Origin of the sequence: Sphingobacterium sp. B29, from assembly GCF_001952815.1 — a bacterium.
Lineage (GTDB): Bacteria > Bacteroidota > Bacteroidia > Sphingobacteriales > Sphingobacteriaceae > Sphingobacterium > Sphingobacterium siyangense.
On record NZ_CP019158.1, the window covers coordinates 1261166 to 1279989 of the forward strand.

Consider the following 18824-nt stretch of genomic DNA (forward strand, 5'->3'; position numbering starts at 1 on the left):
AAAAAATGCTGTCGTTAATCGATCGTTACATTATCAAAAAGTATCTAAGTACTTTTTTATTCACTATGGCGATATTTACTGTTGTCATGGTGGTTTTTGACGTGTCCGAACGATTGGATGATTTTTTAAAATATCATGCACCCCTCGATAAGATTATTTTTGAGTATTATGCGGGGTTTATTCCCTTTTACTTAAATTTTCTTTGTCCGCTGATCAACTTTATTGCGGTTATTTTCTTTACCTCCAAGATGGCGGACCAAACTGAAATTGTCCCAATTCTAAGTGCCGGGTATAGCTTTAACCGTTTGCTTCGTCCTTACATGATCGCTGCAACCCTGATATTTGCCATTTCTTTGGTATTCAACATTTTTATTATTCCGAATACGAATAAAATGAAGGTTGATTTTGAAAATATCTACGTAAAGCCACCCAAGGATAACTCGAGGGTTTCTACTCACATGCAATTGGACAAAAATAGCTATGTTTATATAGACAATTTTGATAATACAACCAAAACAGGATACGGCTTTGTACTTGAAATTTTCAAAGGGGATACCCTCAAGGAAAAAATGATGGCTGACCGTATTACTTGGGACTCGGTGGCAACAAAATGGAAGATCGAAGGATATACCAATCGTATTATCAATGGACTGCATGAACGCATGGACAAAGGAGCCGTTAAAGACACGACTTTGGATATGAAACCTTCGGATTTTGAGGTACGTGATAACATGTTTACCGCCATGGATACACGCGAATTAAATATCCGTATCCGTAAGGAGGAGATCAGGGGAACCGGAGTCATGAACGATTTATTACTTGAGAAATACAAGCGTTATGTGTATCCATTTTCAGCTTTTGTACTGACCTTGATGGGCGTGGCACTGTCCTCCAAGAAAGTGCGTGGGGGGATAGGATTGAGTCTTGGTATTGGTATCGCGCTAAGTTTTACGTATATCGTCTTTATACAATTTGCAACGATGTTTTCTTTGAAAGGGGGACTGCCACCGTTGATAGCCGTATTAATTCCGAATGTTACCTTCTTTTTGGTAGCATTATACCTGGCGATAAAAGCGCCAAAATAATTTTTTGTTCAGTTTTCAATAACTTCAGTGAGCTTGCCTTATAAAGGGAAATAATAGGTATTGCTCATCATTTCTATACAAATGTATTCTAGAGAATATGACTAAAATTCAATTAAATCGGAATATTCTAATTCTGCATTTAACAATACTTATTTGGGGGTTTACCGGAATTTTGGGTAGTCTGATTTCCGTATCTGCCCTTCATTTAGTGTGGTATCGTGTTGCAATAGCGTCTATCGCGCTGTTGATCTATTTCTTGGTAACCAAACAATCGATTGTAGTTTCGCGGAAACAGTTTCTCCAATTTTTTATGGTGGGGGCCGTTGTTGGACTGCATTGGGTATTATTTTTTTATTCGATCAAAGTATCTACCGTATCAGTAACATTGGTTACGCTATCCTCTGTAACTTTATTTACGGCAATATTGGAGCCTATTGTGAATAAAAAGCGCATTGCGCTATTGGATATTGTAGTTGGTTTGGTAATTATCATCGGTATTTATACGATCTTTTCTTTTGAAACACATTACCTCGTTGGTCTATTGGCGGGGCTTGGTTGTGCGTTTTGCGCGAGTATATTTTCTATCGCCAATGCGCGCATGGTTAAAAAATCGAGCCCAACCCTGATTACGTTCTATGAGATGATGGGGGCATGCTTCTGGATCAGCATATTGATGTTGTTTACAGGAGATTTCAATGCTGAAATGAATTTGGGGCAGCAAGATTTAATTTATCTGCTGTTGTTAGGTGTGGTTTGTACGGCGGTGGCTTATGTTATGGGCGTTGCTGTTATGAAGGAATTATCTGCTTTTACTGTTGCGCTAACAACCAACCTGGAGCCTGTTTATGGTATTCTGTTAGCGATGTTGATATTTGGGCAAAAGGAGACCATGAGCGGCGGATTTTATCTTGGAGCCTGTATTGTTCTGGGGGCTGTATTCACTTACCCTTATGTAAAGACCAAATTGGAAAATAGACAAAAAGATCTTATCGTCCGGAAATTACATTAAACAAAATAGGCAAGTCAAATGACTGGCTTGCCTATTTTGTTGACTATAGGTTATTGAAATGAAAACTCGCCAATCCCTACACTGCGTTCTTTATTGCGGTCCAGATAGATCGTAACAATTTTTCGTTCCTGCTTTCCACTGCTATAGTAGGTATAGATTTCAGCCATGACCGCTGCTGGACCTGCTAGGGTCAGGGAACCATCGTTAAAGAAATCAACTTCAATTTTATATTTTCCTTTTAGTGCTTTTTTCAATAAAAATTGTTCAGGGCCATAGCCGCCAGTAAAGTCATTGCTGAGTCGACCCCCAATCGCTGTGGCTGGATTACTATAAAAGCATTTTTCTTGATTTGGATCAGTTACCCAAAGGTCTATATCGGTATTTTGTGAATTCCAATTGATAACAACACGAATGTCAACCGGTAGGTCCGCAATCAATTTTTTGTTCACGGTAACTGTGGAGCTTGCAGCTTTGTTTGCTTTAATGAGATTATTGATTTCCATAACCAATGTTTCTTCAATACCGTCATCGCGGTCGGCGGCTTCCGGGGAGTAGCTCTGGGTCAAAATCCCATATAATTGTTCTAGTGCTTCCTTGAACATACCTTTGTCTTGTAAGACAAGGGCATAATCGCGGTGGCTTTGTGGATCCATTGGCCGCCATTTTAATACCTTAGCTGTAATGAATAGTGCATTGTCGTAATCGCCCCATTCCCGTAACTTATAAGAGATGGTTTTGTAGAGATCTGCATTTTCAATTTGTAAGTCTGCGAGTGCACTTAAAATGAGTAAGGCTTTGTCTCGATCTCCTCTATTGAAAAAGAAGTTTGCGACATCAAAATAAAAAGTTGGCGTTCCCATATACTGATTCCGAAGTTGGAGATAGCTTTTGTAAGGATCTTTGGATTGAATAAGGTCCTGTAAATAGGCTTGGTCTTCTTTGATTTCGGGGATGCTGATTTTTCCACGTATGTTGTTCATGGTGCTTGGCATTTGTAGGCCAGCTACACGTCCTTCTAAGGATTGAACAACAGCGAATTCCTGAAGAACGTCCTCAGATGCGGCCGCCCTCGCCAGTTCGCTGGTTGTTGCATGGGCAGTGCTTGCATTGCCAGTTGCCGAGATGCTTTTCGCTGAGGTTCCGTCAGATGAACGCGATTCTAAGGCTAGTGTAGGAGCTGCAGGACTAGCTGCGGGACGCGACGGAATGGGTGTAACAGGAGCAGCACCGGTAGCCATCTCTTCAGCAACGGCAGGTTCTGGAATGCGAATTAATCTTTTACGCTCTGGATATTTCTTTTTTTGCTGAAAATCGGTGTTCCACCAGGACTGAAGCTGTTTGGTAATGTCTTGAGCCTGATCCAACAAGTCTGCTACACGTTCTTCCTTTGCTATACGTTCTTCTTTTATGAGCCGATTAAATTCGGAAAGCAATTCGGCAGGTGGAGTTATTGCATAACGTATGTAATCTTCTGCAGTTTCCAGCACAATTAAGCTGGTATTTCGGGTAACAATACCGAACTGTTTACCAAGGGTTTCAATTTCTTCACGATTGTCTTCGTACTGAAGATCCAGCGCTTCAATTTTCTTTTGTGCCCAGATTTGCTGTAGATCAATTTCACCATGGTCAGGTTGCAGCGCTATACTAATCTCTTGTGGTGCTTGCTGCCCATCTCCTACAAGTACTGTGAGCTGCTTCAGTCCTGGAAGTTTCCCTATGCCTGCGATAGAAAAATTGGTTTGTATCGGGGCGCCTTTTTGAGGATAAACTTCCTCAAAATCATTTTTTTCTTTTATCCCAAGGTAAATAAGGTCTATTGTATTTAGATTATGATACGCTTCAGTTATTGAGGTATTGACTAAATTGATCATCTTTCCAATATGTTTCTGGGCGATTTGTTTTAGGACACCATAGTCCGACCCACTGGATGAAGTAATGCAATAGACTGGATTGTCAAGGCTCATTTTACTTTGACCAAATGTAGAAAGGCCGTCGCTAAACAGCAGGTAATTGCTGGCCTGTATTACACCGGCCTTTATTTGGCTATAATCTGTACCGCCATCGTAATCAATTCCTTTGATGTAGTTTTTGAGATCATTCCAATTACCTTGACATACCTGAAACGTATGCCCTTTTATAAAGCGGATGTCCAATAAGCCCAGATCAACAGTCATATTGGGGTTTTCTTTAAAAAAGAGATCTAATAGCGCGAGTTCCTTTTCTATATCTCTATTTTTACTGCTGAGCGAACGGTCCCATATAATTCCAATGCTGTGTCCCCATTTTTTCTGAGCAGGTTTTACGGAGTTGACGCTTGCATTGGCAAGAAAATAAAAGGTATTGTCATTATTTGCCTGAAATAGACCTGATGTTTCCCTGTTGTCTGTCGGCAGTTGAATGACTAAATTTCGCTGGGATTTAAACTGTTGTTTATGTAAAGAAGCTGTGTAATTGCTGTTATGTTGTGAGAATGCCAACGAACCATCTGGTTTCTCTGTGAAATCTGGCTTATGTGTGTCTTGAAAGACATGAATATCCAAGGCGAAATTTTCAATGGGGGACGTATAGTTTAAGGGTAGATGGTAGTAACGAGCCTGATCGGATGCTGTTGTCAGATTTTCCGAATAGCTGATCTGAACGGTGCGCCTCCCATTCGCTGGTAATGGGTAAATCCGAGTTCGAAAATTATTTCCTTCGACTTTTTCCAATAGGCCCGGGTCGACCCTACGTGTTTCTATACTTTCAAATACTTCGATACCTTTATTTTTATCGACTGGAACTGCCTGGCGTAATTTACCGTTGATATCTAGGGCGTAGCCGCTCACGGAGACACCTTCCGGCATAGGGAATGTCAGTTCGCCCTCGAGATCGCGATTGGTCTTATTGTCGAAAATCATTGTCATCGTCGTTTTGGCAATATTTCCAAAGATGACGACATCTACTTTGAGGTCTGCCAACATCACCTTGTTTTGCTGGCCATTGTCATTTTTAATTTTTAAGCTGGGTATTTCGCGTGTAGTTCTGATCTGAGATTTCGTATCCACATGGGAAAATACCAAAATTATGAAAAGGGCAATTATGATCTTTTTCATCTTTCTATGTTTAGTAGGTGAGGTCCGTGAATACATCAATGGTTCGCGGCACAATTAGCTTTTATTTTTCTAGTGATGCAGGAAAATTCAAAATTCCATAACCGCGGGTATTTAATTTTTATAGGGTGCTTTTTGCGATAGATGTAGTTTATTTAAACTTATGTTAATGATTGGCTAATATCTGGCAATTATGTTTGCATCAGTATTCGGACAGCCGGCCAAGCATAGATCGTTTAGATTAACCGTACTGTTTTATTAGGCATGCAAGGTGAGAGGAATAAAATTTGGTTATTCGAATAAACCTGAACAGCAGTAAGCATTATTTAAAAATTTGAACAGATGAAAAAAATATACAGTGTACTGGGGATGGCCCTATTGTGTGCTTCATGTAGTAAAGATGATGTGTCGCAGATTATTGACCCGATTGTGGAATTGATCTATCCCCAAAAGGCAATAGCAACAGATCCAAAAGTATTAAGTGATATTAATGGTGTAAAAGTGTATAATGGAGGCTATGGGTCATCGATGGTTCAAGATCCTACTGATAAATCCATATTTTATCTTTTAACTGATCGGGGACCGAATATTGATGGAACTGAAAGTGATAGCAAAGTATTTGCTACTCCAGCATTTGCACCACAGATCGGTAAATTTAGGTTAAAGGATAATACGCTAACATTAGAGTCTGTTATCGAATTAAAAAATAAAGATGGCGTGAAATTGAATGGTCTGCCAAATCCTGAAGGAAAGGGTGGTTCTGGGGAAAAAGCATTGGGGGTTGATGGTAAAGATCTAGGGAAAAGTGAGGATGGAATCGATTCCGAGGGACTAGCAAGGGCGGCGGATGGTTCTTGGTGGGTCAGTGACGAATACGGACCACATATCGTTCATTTTGACGCTTCGGGAAAAGAAATCGAACGGATTAATCCTTGGTCTACGGGTAAAAAGTTACCGTTAGTATTTGCCAAACGTCGCCCTAATCGCGGAATGGAAGGATTGACGCTTACACCAGACGGTAAAACACTGGTCGGAATCATGCAATTTCCACTGTATAATCCCTCTAAAGATGCGATTAAAAATTCGTTGGCAATCCGTATTGTTACGCTGGATATTGCGAGCGGCGCCACGAAACAATATGTCTATATGATGGAGCGTACCGATTTGCAGGCTGTGAGTGAAATCGCTGCCGTGAGCAATTCAACATTTATTGTCTTGGAACGTGATGGGGAATACGCGACAGAAGCAACTCGTTCTACTGTATTTAAGAGAATTTATAAAATAGATCTTTCTGGCGCAACAGATATCTCGGATGCGAATAATACCGCAACTGGGAAATTATTTGACGGTAAAACTGTCGAGGAACTCAAAGACGCGGCTACATTGGCTAAATATAATATTAAACCAGTCAATAAAACGTTGGTTGCCGATTTAATGACTGACATCAAGGAATTGTATCCGCATGATAAAGCAGAAGGCTTGGCTGTTATTAATCCATCCCTGATTGCGGTATGTAATGATGATGATTTTGGGGTAACCGGAAAAGGTTTCTATGAGTCGAAAATATTACCTTACATAAAGACTGTAGATAAAAACAGCATTTATTTCGTTAACCTTAAGGACCCACTGAAATAGGGACTAATGACTGATTATAAAAAGGTCCGTTGAATTCTCAACGGACCTTTTTATAATTTTATACTGTTCACGCTTTTGCTCTTATCGCTAAAGATTATACGATGGCTTGGTGTACCACTTGTATGAACTCTCTGTTGAGCGCGGCCTACTTTTAAGCATTTATTGTGGTCAGGAAGTCTTTGCTTTCAAGCTCTGAATAACCCATTAGGTATTCATCGACTTTTCGAGCACATTCGCGTCCTTCGGAGATGGCCCAAACAACAAGTGATTGGCCTTTACGGCAGTCTCCGGCTGTAAAGATATTATCAATTGTCGTTTGGTAGTCTTTGTCATTTGCAAGGATATTTCCTTTTTCATCTACACGAACACCTAACTGTTCTAAGAGCGTATGTTCAGTATGTTGATAACCAATAGCCAGTAATACGAGGTCTGCCGGTATTTCACGGATCTCGGATTCTCCTAAGCGGGTTCTTTTTCCAAATTCATCAACTTCGTATTGAACTTCCTTGATTTTTACTCCCTTAATATGACCATTTTCGTCTTGGACAAATTCCTGGGTTTCTGTAGCCCAAAGTCTTTCACAGCCTTCTTCTTGGGAAGAGGAGGTTCCGAATGTGAGCTTGTCCATCGGCCAAGGATTGTTCTTTAGGCGATGTTTAGATGGTGTAGGTTTGCGGGCAATCTGTGTAATACTTTTTGCACGATGACGATTGGATGTACCAATACAGTCTGATCCGGTATCACCGTCACCGATGACAACAACATGTTTGTCTGTTGCCAAGATGCGGTCTTGTTCGATAGCTATTCCGCTTACTTCTTTATTCTGTTGGGTCAAAAAGTCCATAGCGAAATGTATGCCTTTAGCTTCATGTCCCGGCAATTGCATATGCCAAGGAACGGTTGAGCCGGTGGCCAATATAACTGCATCATAAGCTTTTAATTCATAAAAGCTGATATCTTTGCCAACTTCTGTGTTAACCTTGAATTCTATTCCCGATTCTTTCATGAGATTGACACGGCGATCGATCACCGATTTTTCTAATTTAAAATCCGGAATACCGTAACGGAGTAAACCTCCAACCTGGTCATCACGTTCGAAGACGATAACATCGTGCCCAGCCTTATTGAGCTGAGCGGCAGCCGCTAGTCCTGCTGGACCAGAGCCCACGACAGCGACGCGTTTGCCTGTTTTTAAATAGCTTTTATGTGCTTTGACATAACCCTTTTTAAAAGCAATCTCAATAATATGTTTTTCGATTTCCTCAATAGTGATCGGAGTACTATGTATGCCCAGTACACAGGCTGATTCGCATGGTGCCGGACATATTCTACCTGTAAATTCAGGAAAGTTATTGGTGGAGGACAAAATCTGATAGGCCTCTTCCCATTTTCCATCGTATACGGCATCGTTAAATTCAGGGATGACATTGCCCAGTGGGCAACCTGAATGGCAAAATGGAATGCCGCAATCCATACAGCGTGCAGCTTGCTTATTGAGCTCATTCTCTGAATATCCTTTATTGAATTCCTTAAAGTGCTTTATGCGACCTTCCACAGCTTCTTTTGTCGGAAGCACGCGCTCAAATTCTTTAAAACCTGTAATTTTTCCCATGATCTGTGCTTCCTATATTATGCTTCCACTAATTTTTGACGAATGACATTTTTGTATTCTCTAGGGAATACCTTAATGAATTTATTTTTTTCTCTTGACCAGTTTTGCAGGATGAAATCTGCTCTACGGCTATTGGTAAGCAAAATATGACGTTTCAGCAAAGCGATAATTGCGGTTTCGTCTTCACTTTCCAATGGATCCAGATCAACCATTTCCTGATTACAGTTTTCGCGGAAATCTTCGTTAATGTCGTAGATCCATGCGATACCACCGCTCATTCCGGCAGCAAAGTTACGACCCGTTGCCCCTAAGATCAGTGCACGACCTCCAGTCATGTACTCACAGCCATGGTCACCAACACCCTCAACGACAGCTGTTGCACCTGAGTTACGTACAGCGAAGCGTTCGCCGGCCTGTCCGTTGACGAATAGATGTCCGGATGTTGCTCCAAATAGTGCAACGTTGCCGATAATGATATTATCTTCCGGTACGAGAGCACTTTCTGCAACTGGATAGATTGCTAGCTGAGCTCCTGATAGCCCTTTTCCAACATAATCATTGGCTTCACCTTGTAATTCAAATGAAAGACCCTTTGTTGAAAATGCACCGAAACTTTGTCCGGCCGAACCTTCAAATTTGAAATTGATGGTATTATCAGGCAGGCCTTCAGAACCGTAGAGTTTTGAAATTTCATTGGATAACATTGTTCCGATCGTACGGTCTGTATTTTTGACCTTAAAGGTGCCAAACACAGGAGTTTTGCTCTCAAGAGCTAATTTAGACTGTTTTAATAAGCCCCAATCCAAGATCATGGCCATACCGTGATCCTGCTCTTCGGTATTGTATAACGATTGTCCAGGCTCGTTACGTTCCACGTGCAAGATGTCGGTAAAGTCAATTTTCTTTGCTTTCCAATGATCGATATTTTCACGTTTTTTTAAGAACTGGGCTCTTCCCACCATTTCGTTGATGGTACGGAAGCCTAGATAAGCCATTGTTTCACGGACCTCCTCTGCAAGGAAGGTAAATAAGTTGACAATATCTTCTGGTTTTCCAGAGAATAATTTACGCAGTTCTGGATCTTGGGTTGCAACACCTACAGGACATGTATTAAGATGGCATTTACGCATCATGATACAGCCGCCGGCAACCAATGCTGCTGTCGATACGCCCCATTCCTCAGCGCCCAATAGTGTAGCGATGATGATGTCGCGACCTGTTTTCACCTGGCCGTCCGCTTGTAATACGACGCGACTGCGCAATTTGTTTTTAACAAGTGTCTGATGCGCTTCTGCAAGGCCTAATTCCCAAGGTAGTCCAGCATGCTTGATTGAACTGATTGGAGATGCACCTGTACCACCATCAAATCCTGCAATAAGAATGACGTCGGCATGGGCTTTTGCAACTCCGGCAGCAATGGTACCAACACCAGCTTTAGAGACCAATTTTACGTTGATTCTTGCTTGACGGTTAGCATTCTTTAGATCAAAGATCAGCTGCGCTAAATCTTCGATAGAGTAAATATCGTGATGGGGTGGTGGTGAAATCAGACCGACACCCGGTGTCGAGTGTCTGGTTTTTGCAATCCAGGCATCCACTTTGGGGCCAGGTAATTGACCTCCTTCTCCCGGTTTTGCACCTTGGGCCATTTTGATTTGTAGTTCGTCCGCTTGTGTCAGATAATTGGACGTGACACCAAAACGAGCCGAGGCAACCTGTTTAATTGCCGAGCGCATAGAATCTCCATTGGGAAGCGGTTGATAACGCAATTCATCTTCTCCACCTTCACCGGTGTTCGATTTTGCACCGATGCGGTTCATGGCGATGGCAAGGGTACTATGCGCTTCGTGGGAAATTGACCCAAAGGACATCGCCCCGGTTGCGAAACGTTTTAGAATTTCACTAGCAGGTTCTACTTGCTCCAACGGAATAGAGTTGCGATGTTTTGCAAAGTCCAACAATCCACGAAGGGTAAACATATGTTCCTTCTGCTCATTGATTTTCTGTGCATATTTTTTATAGGTTGCGTAGTCTCCGGTGCGACAGGCCTGTTGCAATAGGTGAATCGTGTCGGGATTCCAAAGGTGGCCTTCACCGCGGCGTTTCCATTGGTAAATACCGCCTTCTGGCAATAGATTTTGCGGTGTACGGCTTTTTTCAAATCCACGCCAGTGTTTCGAGAGGGCTTCTTTGGCAAGATCATCTAATGTCATGCCACCGATACGTGAGACTGCTCCGCAGAAAAATTTATCAACGACAGATTTGTCGATGCCGAGTACCTCGAAGATCTGTGCTCCGTGGTAGGATTGCAATGTGGAGATCCCCATTTTGGAGAAAATTTTCAACAGACCATTATTGACGGCCTTGACGTAGTTTTTTGATAATTCTGGCCAAGTGAGCTCTGTATCTAAGGTATTTTGTTCCTTCATCGTACGGATGCTCGCCAATGCCATATAAGGGTTGATCGCAGTGGCACCGAAAGCTAATAGGCAGGCAAAATGGTGCACTTCCCAAGCATCACCGGCTTCGACCACGAGACCTACAGCGCCACGGTTACCTGTTTTGATCAAGTGGTGATGGACGGCCGAAACAGCTAGTAACGATGGTATCGCCGCGTGTTTGGAATCGATCGCACGATCTGAGAGAATTAAGACTTCAAAACCATCACGTACGGCATCATCCGCATAGCGGCACAAGCGTTCCAGACCTGCTTCCAATGATCCAGGTTTACCATCAGAGCGGAAATAAGACTGAATGGTTTTTGCTTGGAACAATCCTGTATCGATCGAACGCAATTTCTCCAGTTCTTTGGAGGTCAAGATTGGATGCGGCAAAGTCACACAGTGACAGAATTTCTTGTCTTCGATCAGGATATTGCCTGCATTACCGATGAATGTTGCTAAACTCATGACCAAGCGTTCGCGAATCGGATCGATTGGCGGGTTGGTTACTTGGGCAAAAAATTGCTTAAAATAACTTGAAATATGCTGTGGTTGATCGGAAAGAATGGCCAGCGGAACATCGGACCCCATTGAGCCTGTCGGTTCGTACCCTGTCAATGCCATTGGAGTCAGGATGGTTTCCAGATCCTCGCGGGAGAAACCAAATGTCTTTTGATATTTGAAAACGGAATCTTTGGAAAGATAGGTGTAGGTTACACGAGGTTCTTCCAGTTCTTCCAGTTTGATTTTGTAATTGTCCAACCAATCGCTATAGGGCTGCTGGTTGATCAGCTGGTCTTTTACTTCGTTATCGGTGAGGATACGGCCCTGTTCCATGTCGACAAGAAAAATCTTGCCTGCTTGTTGACGGCCTTTTTTGATGATGGTAGACTCCTCGATCGGAAGAGCTCCCGCTTCAGAAGCAACAACGACGCGGTCGTCTGAGGTTACGGCATAACGTAGTGGACGTAAGCCGTTGCGGTCTAATGTAGCGCCAATATGCTTACCATCGGTGAAGCAGAGTGCTGCAGGACCGTCCCAAGGCTCCATCAACGTCGCATGGTATTCGTAGAAAGCACGTTTTAGAGGATCCATTTGTGTATTGCCATCCCAAGCTTCAGGGACTAACATCAACATGACATGGGTGAGGCTACGACCACTGTGTAAAAGAAGTTCCGCTACATTGTCAAGGCAGGCCGAATCGGACTGACCACGGTCAACGATTGGAAGTAAGATTTCCATCTCTTCTTCTGTAAAATAGGGCGATGATAAAGCGCGCATACCTGCATAAAACCAATTCAGGTTACCTGTCAACGTGTTGATCTCGCCATTGTGTGCCAGCATACGGAATGGCTGTGCGAGGGACCATGAAGGGAAGGTATTGGTGGAAAAGCGCGAGTGAACTAAGCCAAAAGCAGATACCACACGAGGATCGCGTAAATCAAGATAATAAGTTCCGACCTGGTATGTTGTTAATTGACCTTTGTAAATAATTGTTTTGCAAGAAAGCGATGCAAAGTAAAGCGGGAGAGGGTATTCTTGTTGTTGTTTAACTTTTTGAATGATCAGGCGACGTAGTACAAAAAGTTTGCGTTCAAATTCTTCAGTGTTTGAAACGCCGTCCGGTCTGCTGACAAAAAATTGGACAATTTCAGGTTCTGCACTGAGCGCTGTTGGTCCAATACCTTCACGATTGACTGGTACTGGACGGTAGCCAAGGAATTTCATACCCCTTTCTGCTGCCGCTTCCTCAATCAAGTCCCGACATATTTTGTTCATGTCTTCTTCTTTAGGAAGAAAGACCATACCTGTGCCATAATAACCTGGCTCCTCCAGTTGTATACCCAAGTTGATACATTCTTCCCATAAAAATTCATGGGGAAGCTGGATCATGATACCTGCTCCATCACCGCTTTCTGGGTCACAGCCACAAGCACCGCGGTGTTCCATATTTTCCAACATGGTCAATGCATCCTTGACTTGTGCGTGTGATTTATTTCCTTTGATATGGGCGACAAAGCCTACCCCACAGGCGTCATGCTCAAAATTAGGGTCGTAAAGGCCCTCCGTTTTCGGTCTCTGTTCGATCATCTTTCCTTTTCAAATAATTATGATTGCTAATATAGGAATAAAAATCGTAAATATTATAAATATTATAATGAAAATGTATTTAATTTGATTTTATCATTTCTTTTAACAGGTTTTGTTGCTGATATTGTATTTGGTATTCGTGGCTGTTAATACAGTTTGATGCGTAGCTGAATAATGCAACATTTGGCAATATTTTTTTGTGGGATATGGAAAAAGCATCCCAAGATTGCGAGAATATATATAAATTAGGCAAAGTATTGCATATCCTTTTATGCTGTATCGACATGGCTTAACTAAAGAGAATGAGATGAAAATAACTGAAATTGAAATTTATCGATTAAGCATTCCTATGGAACCTTTTGTCATTGCGACAGGGACAATGGACTATGCGCAAAATACTTTTATACGTATATATACCGATGCCAATATATATGGTGTGGGCGAATGTTCTGCCTTTCCGATGATCGTAGGAGAAACACAAGATACTTGCTTAGTTCTGGCAAGAGATTTTGCAAAGATCTGGAAGGGGCGCGATCCCTTGGCCATAGAGGAGCGTTTGGCTGAATTGGATTTGTATATTGCCGGTAACAAAACGATCAAATCGGCTTTTGATATGGCCTTGTATGATTTGGCCGCCAAGCATGCTGGTCTACCGCTTTATCAGTTTCTAAAGGGAACGAAACGAGAGATTACGACAGATATCACTTTAGGAATTGCATCTCCGGAAGAGATGGCGCTGAAGGCAAAGCGTTTACAGGACGAAGGTGCGGTCATGTTTAAAGTTAAACTGGGGAAGGAGCCAAAAACGGATATTGCCCGTATTCGTGAAATACGTAAGGCTGTTGGATTCGAAATGCCTATTCGAGTTGATGCAAATCAAGGCTGGTCTTATGCGGGGGCAATAGAAGCTTTGCAGGGGCTGGAACCTTTTAAGATACAATTTTGTGAGCAACCAATGCGTACCTGGGATGACGAATATTTACCGCAATTGCGCACAGAAACTATTGTTCCCGTGATGGCGGATGAATCTGTTTATTCTCACCATGACGCAGAGCGCCTCTGTAAAGCTGATGCTTGCGATTATATCAATATTAAATTTTCGAAATCAGGAGGTATTCAAGAAGCCTTAAAAATTAATCATATTGCCGCGGAATACGGCATTACGTGTATGATCGGAGGGATGCTGGAATCTCGCTTGGCTTTGGCTGCTAAAGTACATTTCGCGTATGCTGCCCCGAATGTCAAGTTTTTTGATCTAGACACTTGTATGGTTGGCCATCTGGAGGATCCTGTTATCGGCGGTATTCAATATGACGGATACAAAATACATATCTCAGACCAAATTGGAATCGGCGCAGATATAGACCAAACTTTTTTAGATCAATGCGAGAAATGGATCATTTAAATTGGAAAAAAATTATGAATAGTATGAACTGGGGAATAGGGACACAAGAGATTATCGTCCTGATTATTATCGTTATCTTTTTGGTGGCGGCCTATTTGTTTTTCTCTAAGCTGTTGAAAAAGTAGGTTTTAATAGCTTTTTTTTGATTGAATATCTTCTGTAAACTTATTTTTCAGTTTTATAACTTATTTTGAAGTTGTAAAACTGAAAAATAAGTTATAGCTTTATGTTAGTATAAACAACGTATCAAATTATGGAAGAATTAACAAAAAGAGAAGAGGAAGTTATGCAGGTGATCTGGAAGCTCAACGAGGTCTTTGTCAAAGATATTATTGAGTATCTGGATCCAAGTAGTTCCATACCCTATAATACAATCTCCTCGATTGTAAGAATATTGGAAAAGAAAGGGTATGTAGGTTATAGGGCCTTCGGAAAGACTTATCAATATTATCCTTTGATTTCGAAGATGCAATACCGAAAGTTATCATTCTCAAGAGTGCTCGATCATTATTTTGATGATTCGGTCGAGAATTTACTGTCTTTTATGGTAAAAGAAAAGAAGCTTTCGGCAGAGGATATTCAGAAAATAGAACAACTCATCAAAAAACACGAAGATCATGAATAGCTTACTTTATTATTTATTAGAAGTTAACTGCAGTCTGGTAATTGGGGGAGTTCTTTATTTTCTGGTATTCAGACAGCTTTCATTTTTTCAATGGAACCGTTATTTTATCCTGGGTTTATGTTTGTTGAGTTTGCTTCTGCCGTTTGGAACGGTACGTTTGGGCGAACTATTTCTTTCGCCGACAAGTCCAGTGCTCGCTTTTGAACAATCGAACACAGTTGCTCATTCGATAGGAGCTTCGGGTGATCTCGTATCTGAAACAGAAATGGTCGATTCTTTCTGGCATTCCTTTTCGATTGGATATGGCATTGCTTATGGTTATCTGCTTGTATCTTTTATTTTGTTATGCCGATTTGCGTTACGCTATATCCGCTTAGGTCGTCGTATTGGACGCCTGAGTCAGTATCAATTTGAAGGATTTACGATGGTTGCTCCCTTTGGAAATTATGCAAATTGTTCAGTTCAGCATGTAATTGTTATGGAAGAAGATCAGCTTGATACGCCAGATGGAAAATTGATTTTTGAACATGAGAGCCAGCATATTGTTTTTAACCATCGCCGGGATAAATTGTTTATAGAAATTTTTCGTTGCCTTTTTTGGCTAAATCCATTTGTTTATCGGATGCGTAGACAGCTGTATTTGGTGCATGAGTATCAGGTTGACGAGGTGTTGGCCAATCGATATGGTAACGGCGGCTATGCTCGTTTTCTACTGACTTTAACACAGCAGTCCTGTCCTGCTGGATTGCAGAGCAGTTTATTTAACAATAGGCATGAGCTGGTTGAACGGGTTCAGGCCATGATGGCAAAACCTTCCTCCAAAAAGAAAAGATGGCAATACGTATTGACGGTTCCTTTGTTAGGCCTTTTACTGCTATTTTACTCTTTTATTAATCCACCGAAGAGCGTTTGGTTTTTCGCATCTTTAAATGGGAAAAAGAATCCGTCTAAAACGATCATCCTTGACCCTGGACACGGTGGGAAAGACACGGGGGGGATTTCATCTTTCGGATTGGAAGAAAAATCATTGACCTGGGAAACCTGTTTACTCTTGAAACAAGAGCTGGAGCGCACGGGGTACAAAGTAGTGATGTCAAGGGCTGCTGATGAATATAAATTACTTAGAGACCGATCGAACTTTGAGGGGGATTTATTGCTATCGATCCATTTCGACAATGTAAAGGACAAACAATCTCTTCCTATTCGAATATTATATCAATCGGGGGTTAATCATACGATGCTAGAAGAGCTTAACCGCAAATTTGCATTTAGTTTGGGACTAAGGTTGCAACAGAATGGACTGGCTGCGAGTGCTCCAGCGATAAATACAAAGCTAGCGATTTTACGTGGTGCTAAAATACCGGCGCTTCTCCTTGAGCTAGATAATATCAATGCCATTGATAAAAATGTGAAACCTGACTTTGTCAATAAACTAGCCCACGCTATAGATCAAAGTTTCGAACACTAAGCACTAATTTTTGTGTATATCATGAAGTTTAGGATACTCTTATGGTTATCCATGGCATTGCCATGTCTGTTATCGGCACAAATGGTTCCCAAAACTAAACAACAATTAACTGACAGTATGATGCTGGGAAAGGCTGGATCCGATTCAAGACGGATAGATACAGTGCTTGTAGAGGGGGCAAGGCCTCTCGAGCAGCAGCTTTTGGATCGGGTCCGTATTCGACCAGGCAGCAATCCCATTTTATTGAATGGAAATACTTTCGCTGTTTTAAATACCATTCCGAGTATAGAGGTAGACGAATTAGGCAATTTGTCGTTACAGGGAAAAACGGGCGTATTGATTACCATCAATGGCAAGCAGACCTATCTAACCGGAACTTCCTTGATCAGCTTTTTAAAATCTATACCAGCAAGCTCTTTAGAGAGCATTGATCTCATGACTATACCACCTGCGAAATGGAGTGCGGAAGGGGCTGGTGGAGTAATTGATATTCGTATAAAAAAGGATGTACTGAAAGGTCTAAAAGGAAATGTTTTTTTAGGAGCATCAAAAGGTAGGCTTTGGAAGTATAATAATGGTTTGAGCCTGCAGTATGGAATGAAGAGATGGACCTTAAACTCCAGTTTTTCCGTTTCACGCTCTTCGAATTATTTTGATGTTTACCGTAAGCGTGAACTTGCGTATAGTGAAAATGTTCATTATGTGATCGGACAGCTGAATAAGGAAACGAATAGCACGCATGAATTAAATGGTCGTCTGGGCATGAATTATCGGATCGACAAGCAGTCGTCTGTTGAACTGAGCTGGAATTATCTCCGCAATAATTATGAGGAGATAGGCGTCTATCAAAATGATTTTTCAGCCAATGGAACATTGAAGCAATCCACTGCTTCAACGAGTAACCTGAGAAATCCGCTGCATAGAAATAGTATAAATCTTCACTATGATTTTGCTGGGGAAAATAAGAATAAAGCGCTTCAGTTCGATTTTGATTATTTGCGTTACAGCAGTATTAGGAAACAGGACTTGAAGACAAGGACAGTACCTTTTTTTTCTGACCAGCAAGAGCAGCAGCAATTTTTGCGCTCAAATAACCCGTTCTCTGTCGATCTTTTTGGTATCAGGGGTGATTTTCAACGGAAACTTAGCGGATCCTTTTCTATGGAAGCAGGCTTTCAGGCGAGTCGGTCCCAACGTCAATCGTATGGACATTATCAAAAAGGGGAAAAAGAGTATGTAATGGTCGACGATGATAGCCTAGAAAATACTTTTAAACAAACCGAATACCTGGAAGCGATTTATACGGATTTTCAACTAAAACTTGCGCAATGGGAGATTAAATTAGGTGTACGGGCTGAATACGCACAATTTCAGACGAAAATTGACTACATAGATCGAAACACGAATGGGAGGAAGCAAATGTGCAATCTATTCCCGACAGTGTTTGGTATTTATCGAATAGCTGAAAATAGTGGTCAAGCGGTACAGTTCGCGTATGGGCGAAGAATATCACGGCCTAATTATCAAGATCTGAACCCTTCCATTTTCTTTTTCGATCCAAGCACAAGCTATCAGGGTAATGCACAGCTTTCCGCTCAATTGTCAGATAATATGGATCTTAAATATGTTCATGGTCAAAAATGGAATATTGGACTTTCTTTGATCAATCATCGGAATTATATCTCCATGGTCCATCAGCTTAGTGCGCAAAATTATACGCAAACCTATCAGAATATTGCCGGTGTTAAGAGTGCTGCTATCTCGATGAATATGGGAAAAGCCATTGTTAAAAATTTGATGCTCTATGGTTTTGGTCAGATTCAATATATACATTATAAAAATATACCAACAGATTTGAATGATCTTCTGATCAATCGGGGGATTTGGTCCTTTCAGGGTAATTTTATGATGCAGTTAAATTTACCTTATCAAATGACTGTAAATTGGACAAACTCATACCGAACTAATGTGCTTTATGCACAGACAGTCATAAAACCTTTATATGGAATGCATCTGGCGGTCAATAAGCAATTTTCGAATGCGTTAAGTCTTGCGCTGACAGCACGGGATCTGTTTCATAGCCGTGTTTTGAAACGAGAGATTTTGGGACAGGGATTCAACATTTATTCTAAAACAGTGGTCGATTCAAGAATTATTGGACTAAATTTTAACTATACATTTGGCCTTTATAAAAAGCAAAAGATCAAACAGACTTCGATTGAAGGAGAAGTGTCACGTTTATAATCGCAGCCTTGGAATACCATTTTTTTACATTTGTTAAAAAAATGTGGTCTATACGCGTTTTGAATCTCTATTGGGACGAAAATAGATTATATTCAGTACATTTGCGGTACTTATTATTTT

The 18824-nt window shown here is 41.3% G+C and carries 10 protein-coding genes; 7 read left to right on the forward strand and 3 right to left on the reverse strand.

The window, feature by feature from the left end:
- Positions 1-8: 8 nt before the first annotated feature.
- Both BV902_RS05320 and BV902_RS05325 read left to right on the forward strand, forming a co-directional pair.
- A complete protein-coding gene (locus BV902_RS05320; protein WP_075994638.1) occupies positions 9-1085 on the forward strand; it encodes an LptF/LptG family permease in 1077 nt (358 codons plus the stop codon).
- Positions 1086-1182: 97 nt separating this feature from the next.
- Complete coding sequence (locus BV902_RS05325; RefSeq protein ID WP_075991064.1) at positions 1183-2094, forward strand: DMT family transporter; 912 nt, start codon at positions 1183-1185, stop codon at positions 2092-2094.
- Positions 2095-2144: 50 nt separating this feature from the next.
- On the opposite strand, the gene BV902_RS05330 is transcribed toward BV902_RS05325, so the two are convergent.
- Positions 2145-5186, reverse strand: a complete 3042-nt coding sequence (locus BV902_RS05330) for a VIT domain-containing protein (RefSeq protein WP_075991065.1) — start codon at positions 5184-5186, stop codon at positions 2145-2147.
- A 339-nt stretch (positions 5187-5525) separates the two neighbouring features.
- On the opposite strand from BV902_RS05330, the gene BV902_RS05335 reads away from it, so the two are divergent.
- A complete protein-coding gene (locus BV902_RS05335) occupies positions 5526-6818 on the forward strand; it encodes an esterase-like activity of phytase family protein (RefSeq protein WP_216640434.1) in 1293 nt (430 codons plus the stop codon).
- A 151-nt stretch (positions 6819-6969) separates the two neighbouring features.
- Here the strand turns inward: BV902_RS05335 and BV902_RS05340 are convergent, their stop codons facing one another.
- Both BV902_RS05340 and gltB read right to left on the reverse strand, forming a co-directional pair.
- Entirely contained in the window at positions 6970-8430 is a 1461-nt protein-coding gene (locus BV902_RS05340) for a glutamate synthase subunit beta (protein ID WP_075991066.1), read from the reverse strand.
- Between the two features lie 17 nt (positions 8431-8447).
- Positions 8448-12962: a glutamate synthase large subunit gene (gltB, locus tag BV902_RS05345; protein WP_075991067.1), complete on the reverse strand. Its 4515-nt coding sequence runs from the start codon at positions 12960-12962 to the stop codon at positions 8448-8450.
- 307 nt (positions 12963-13269) lie between these two features.
- Between gltB and BV902_RS05350 the strand changes: the two genes are divergently transcribed.
- The 4 genes from BV902_RS05350 to BV902_RS05365 all read left to right on the forward strand — a co-directional run bounded on the left by BV902_RS05350 (position 13270) and on the right by BV902_RS05365 (position 18704).
- On the forward strand, positions 13270-14367 hold the full coding sequence (locus BV902_RS05350) for a mandelate racemase/muconate lactonizing enzyme family protein (protein WP_075991068.1): 1098 nt from the start codon (positions 13270-13272) through the stop codon (positions 14365-14367).
- A gap of 253 nt (positions 14368-14620) precedes the next feature.
- The gene (locus BV902_RS05355) at positions 14621-14992 is read left to right on the forward strand and encodes a BlaI/MecI/CopY family transcriptional regulator (RefSeq protein ID WP_075991069.1); all 372 of its coding nucleotides are present in this window, start codon (positions 14621-14623) and stop codon (positions 14990-14992) included.
- Positions 14985-16460, forward strand: coding sequence for a M56/M15 family metallopeptidase (locus BV902_RS05360; protein ID WP_075991070.1), 1476 nt, complete (start codon positions 14985-14987; stop codon positions 16458-16460). Before BV902_RS05355 ends, BV902_RS05360 begins: the two co-directional genes overlap by 8 nt.
- A 21-nt stretch (positions 16461-16481) precedes the next feature.
- Entirely contained in the window at positions 16482-18704 is a 2223-nt protein-coding gene (locus BV902_RS05365) for an outer membrane beta-barrel protein (RefSeq protein ID WP_083663484.1), read from the forward strand.
- Positions 18705-18824: the final 120 nt, after the last annotated feature.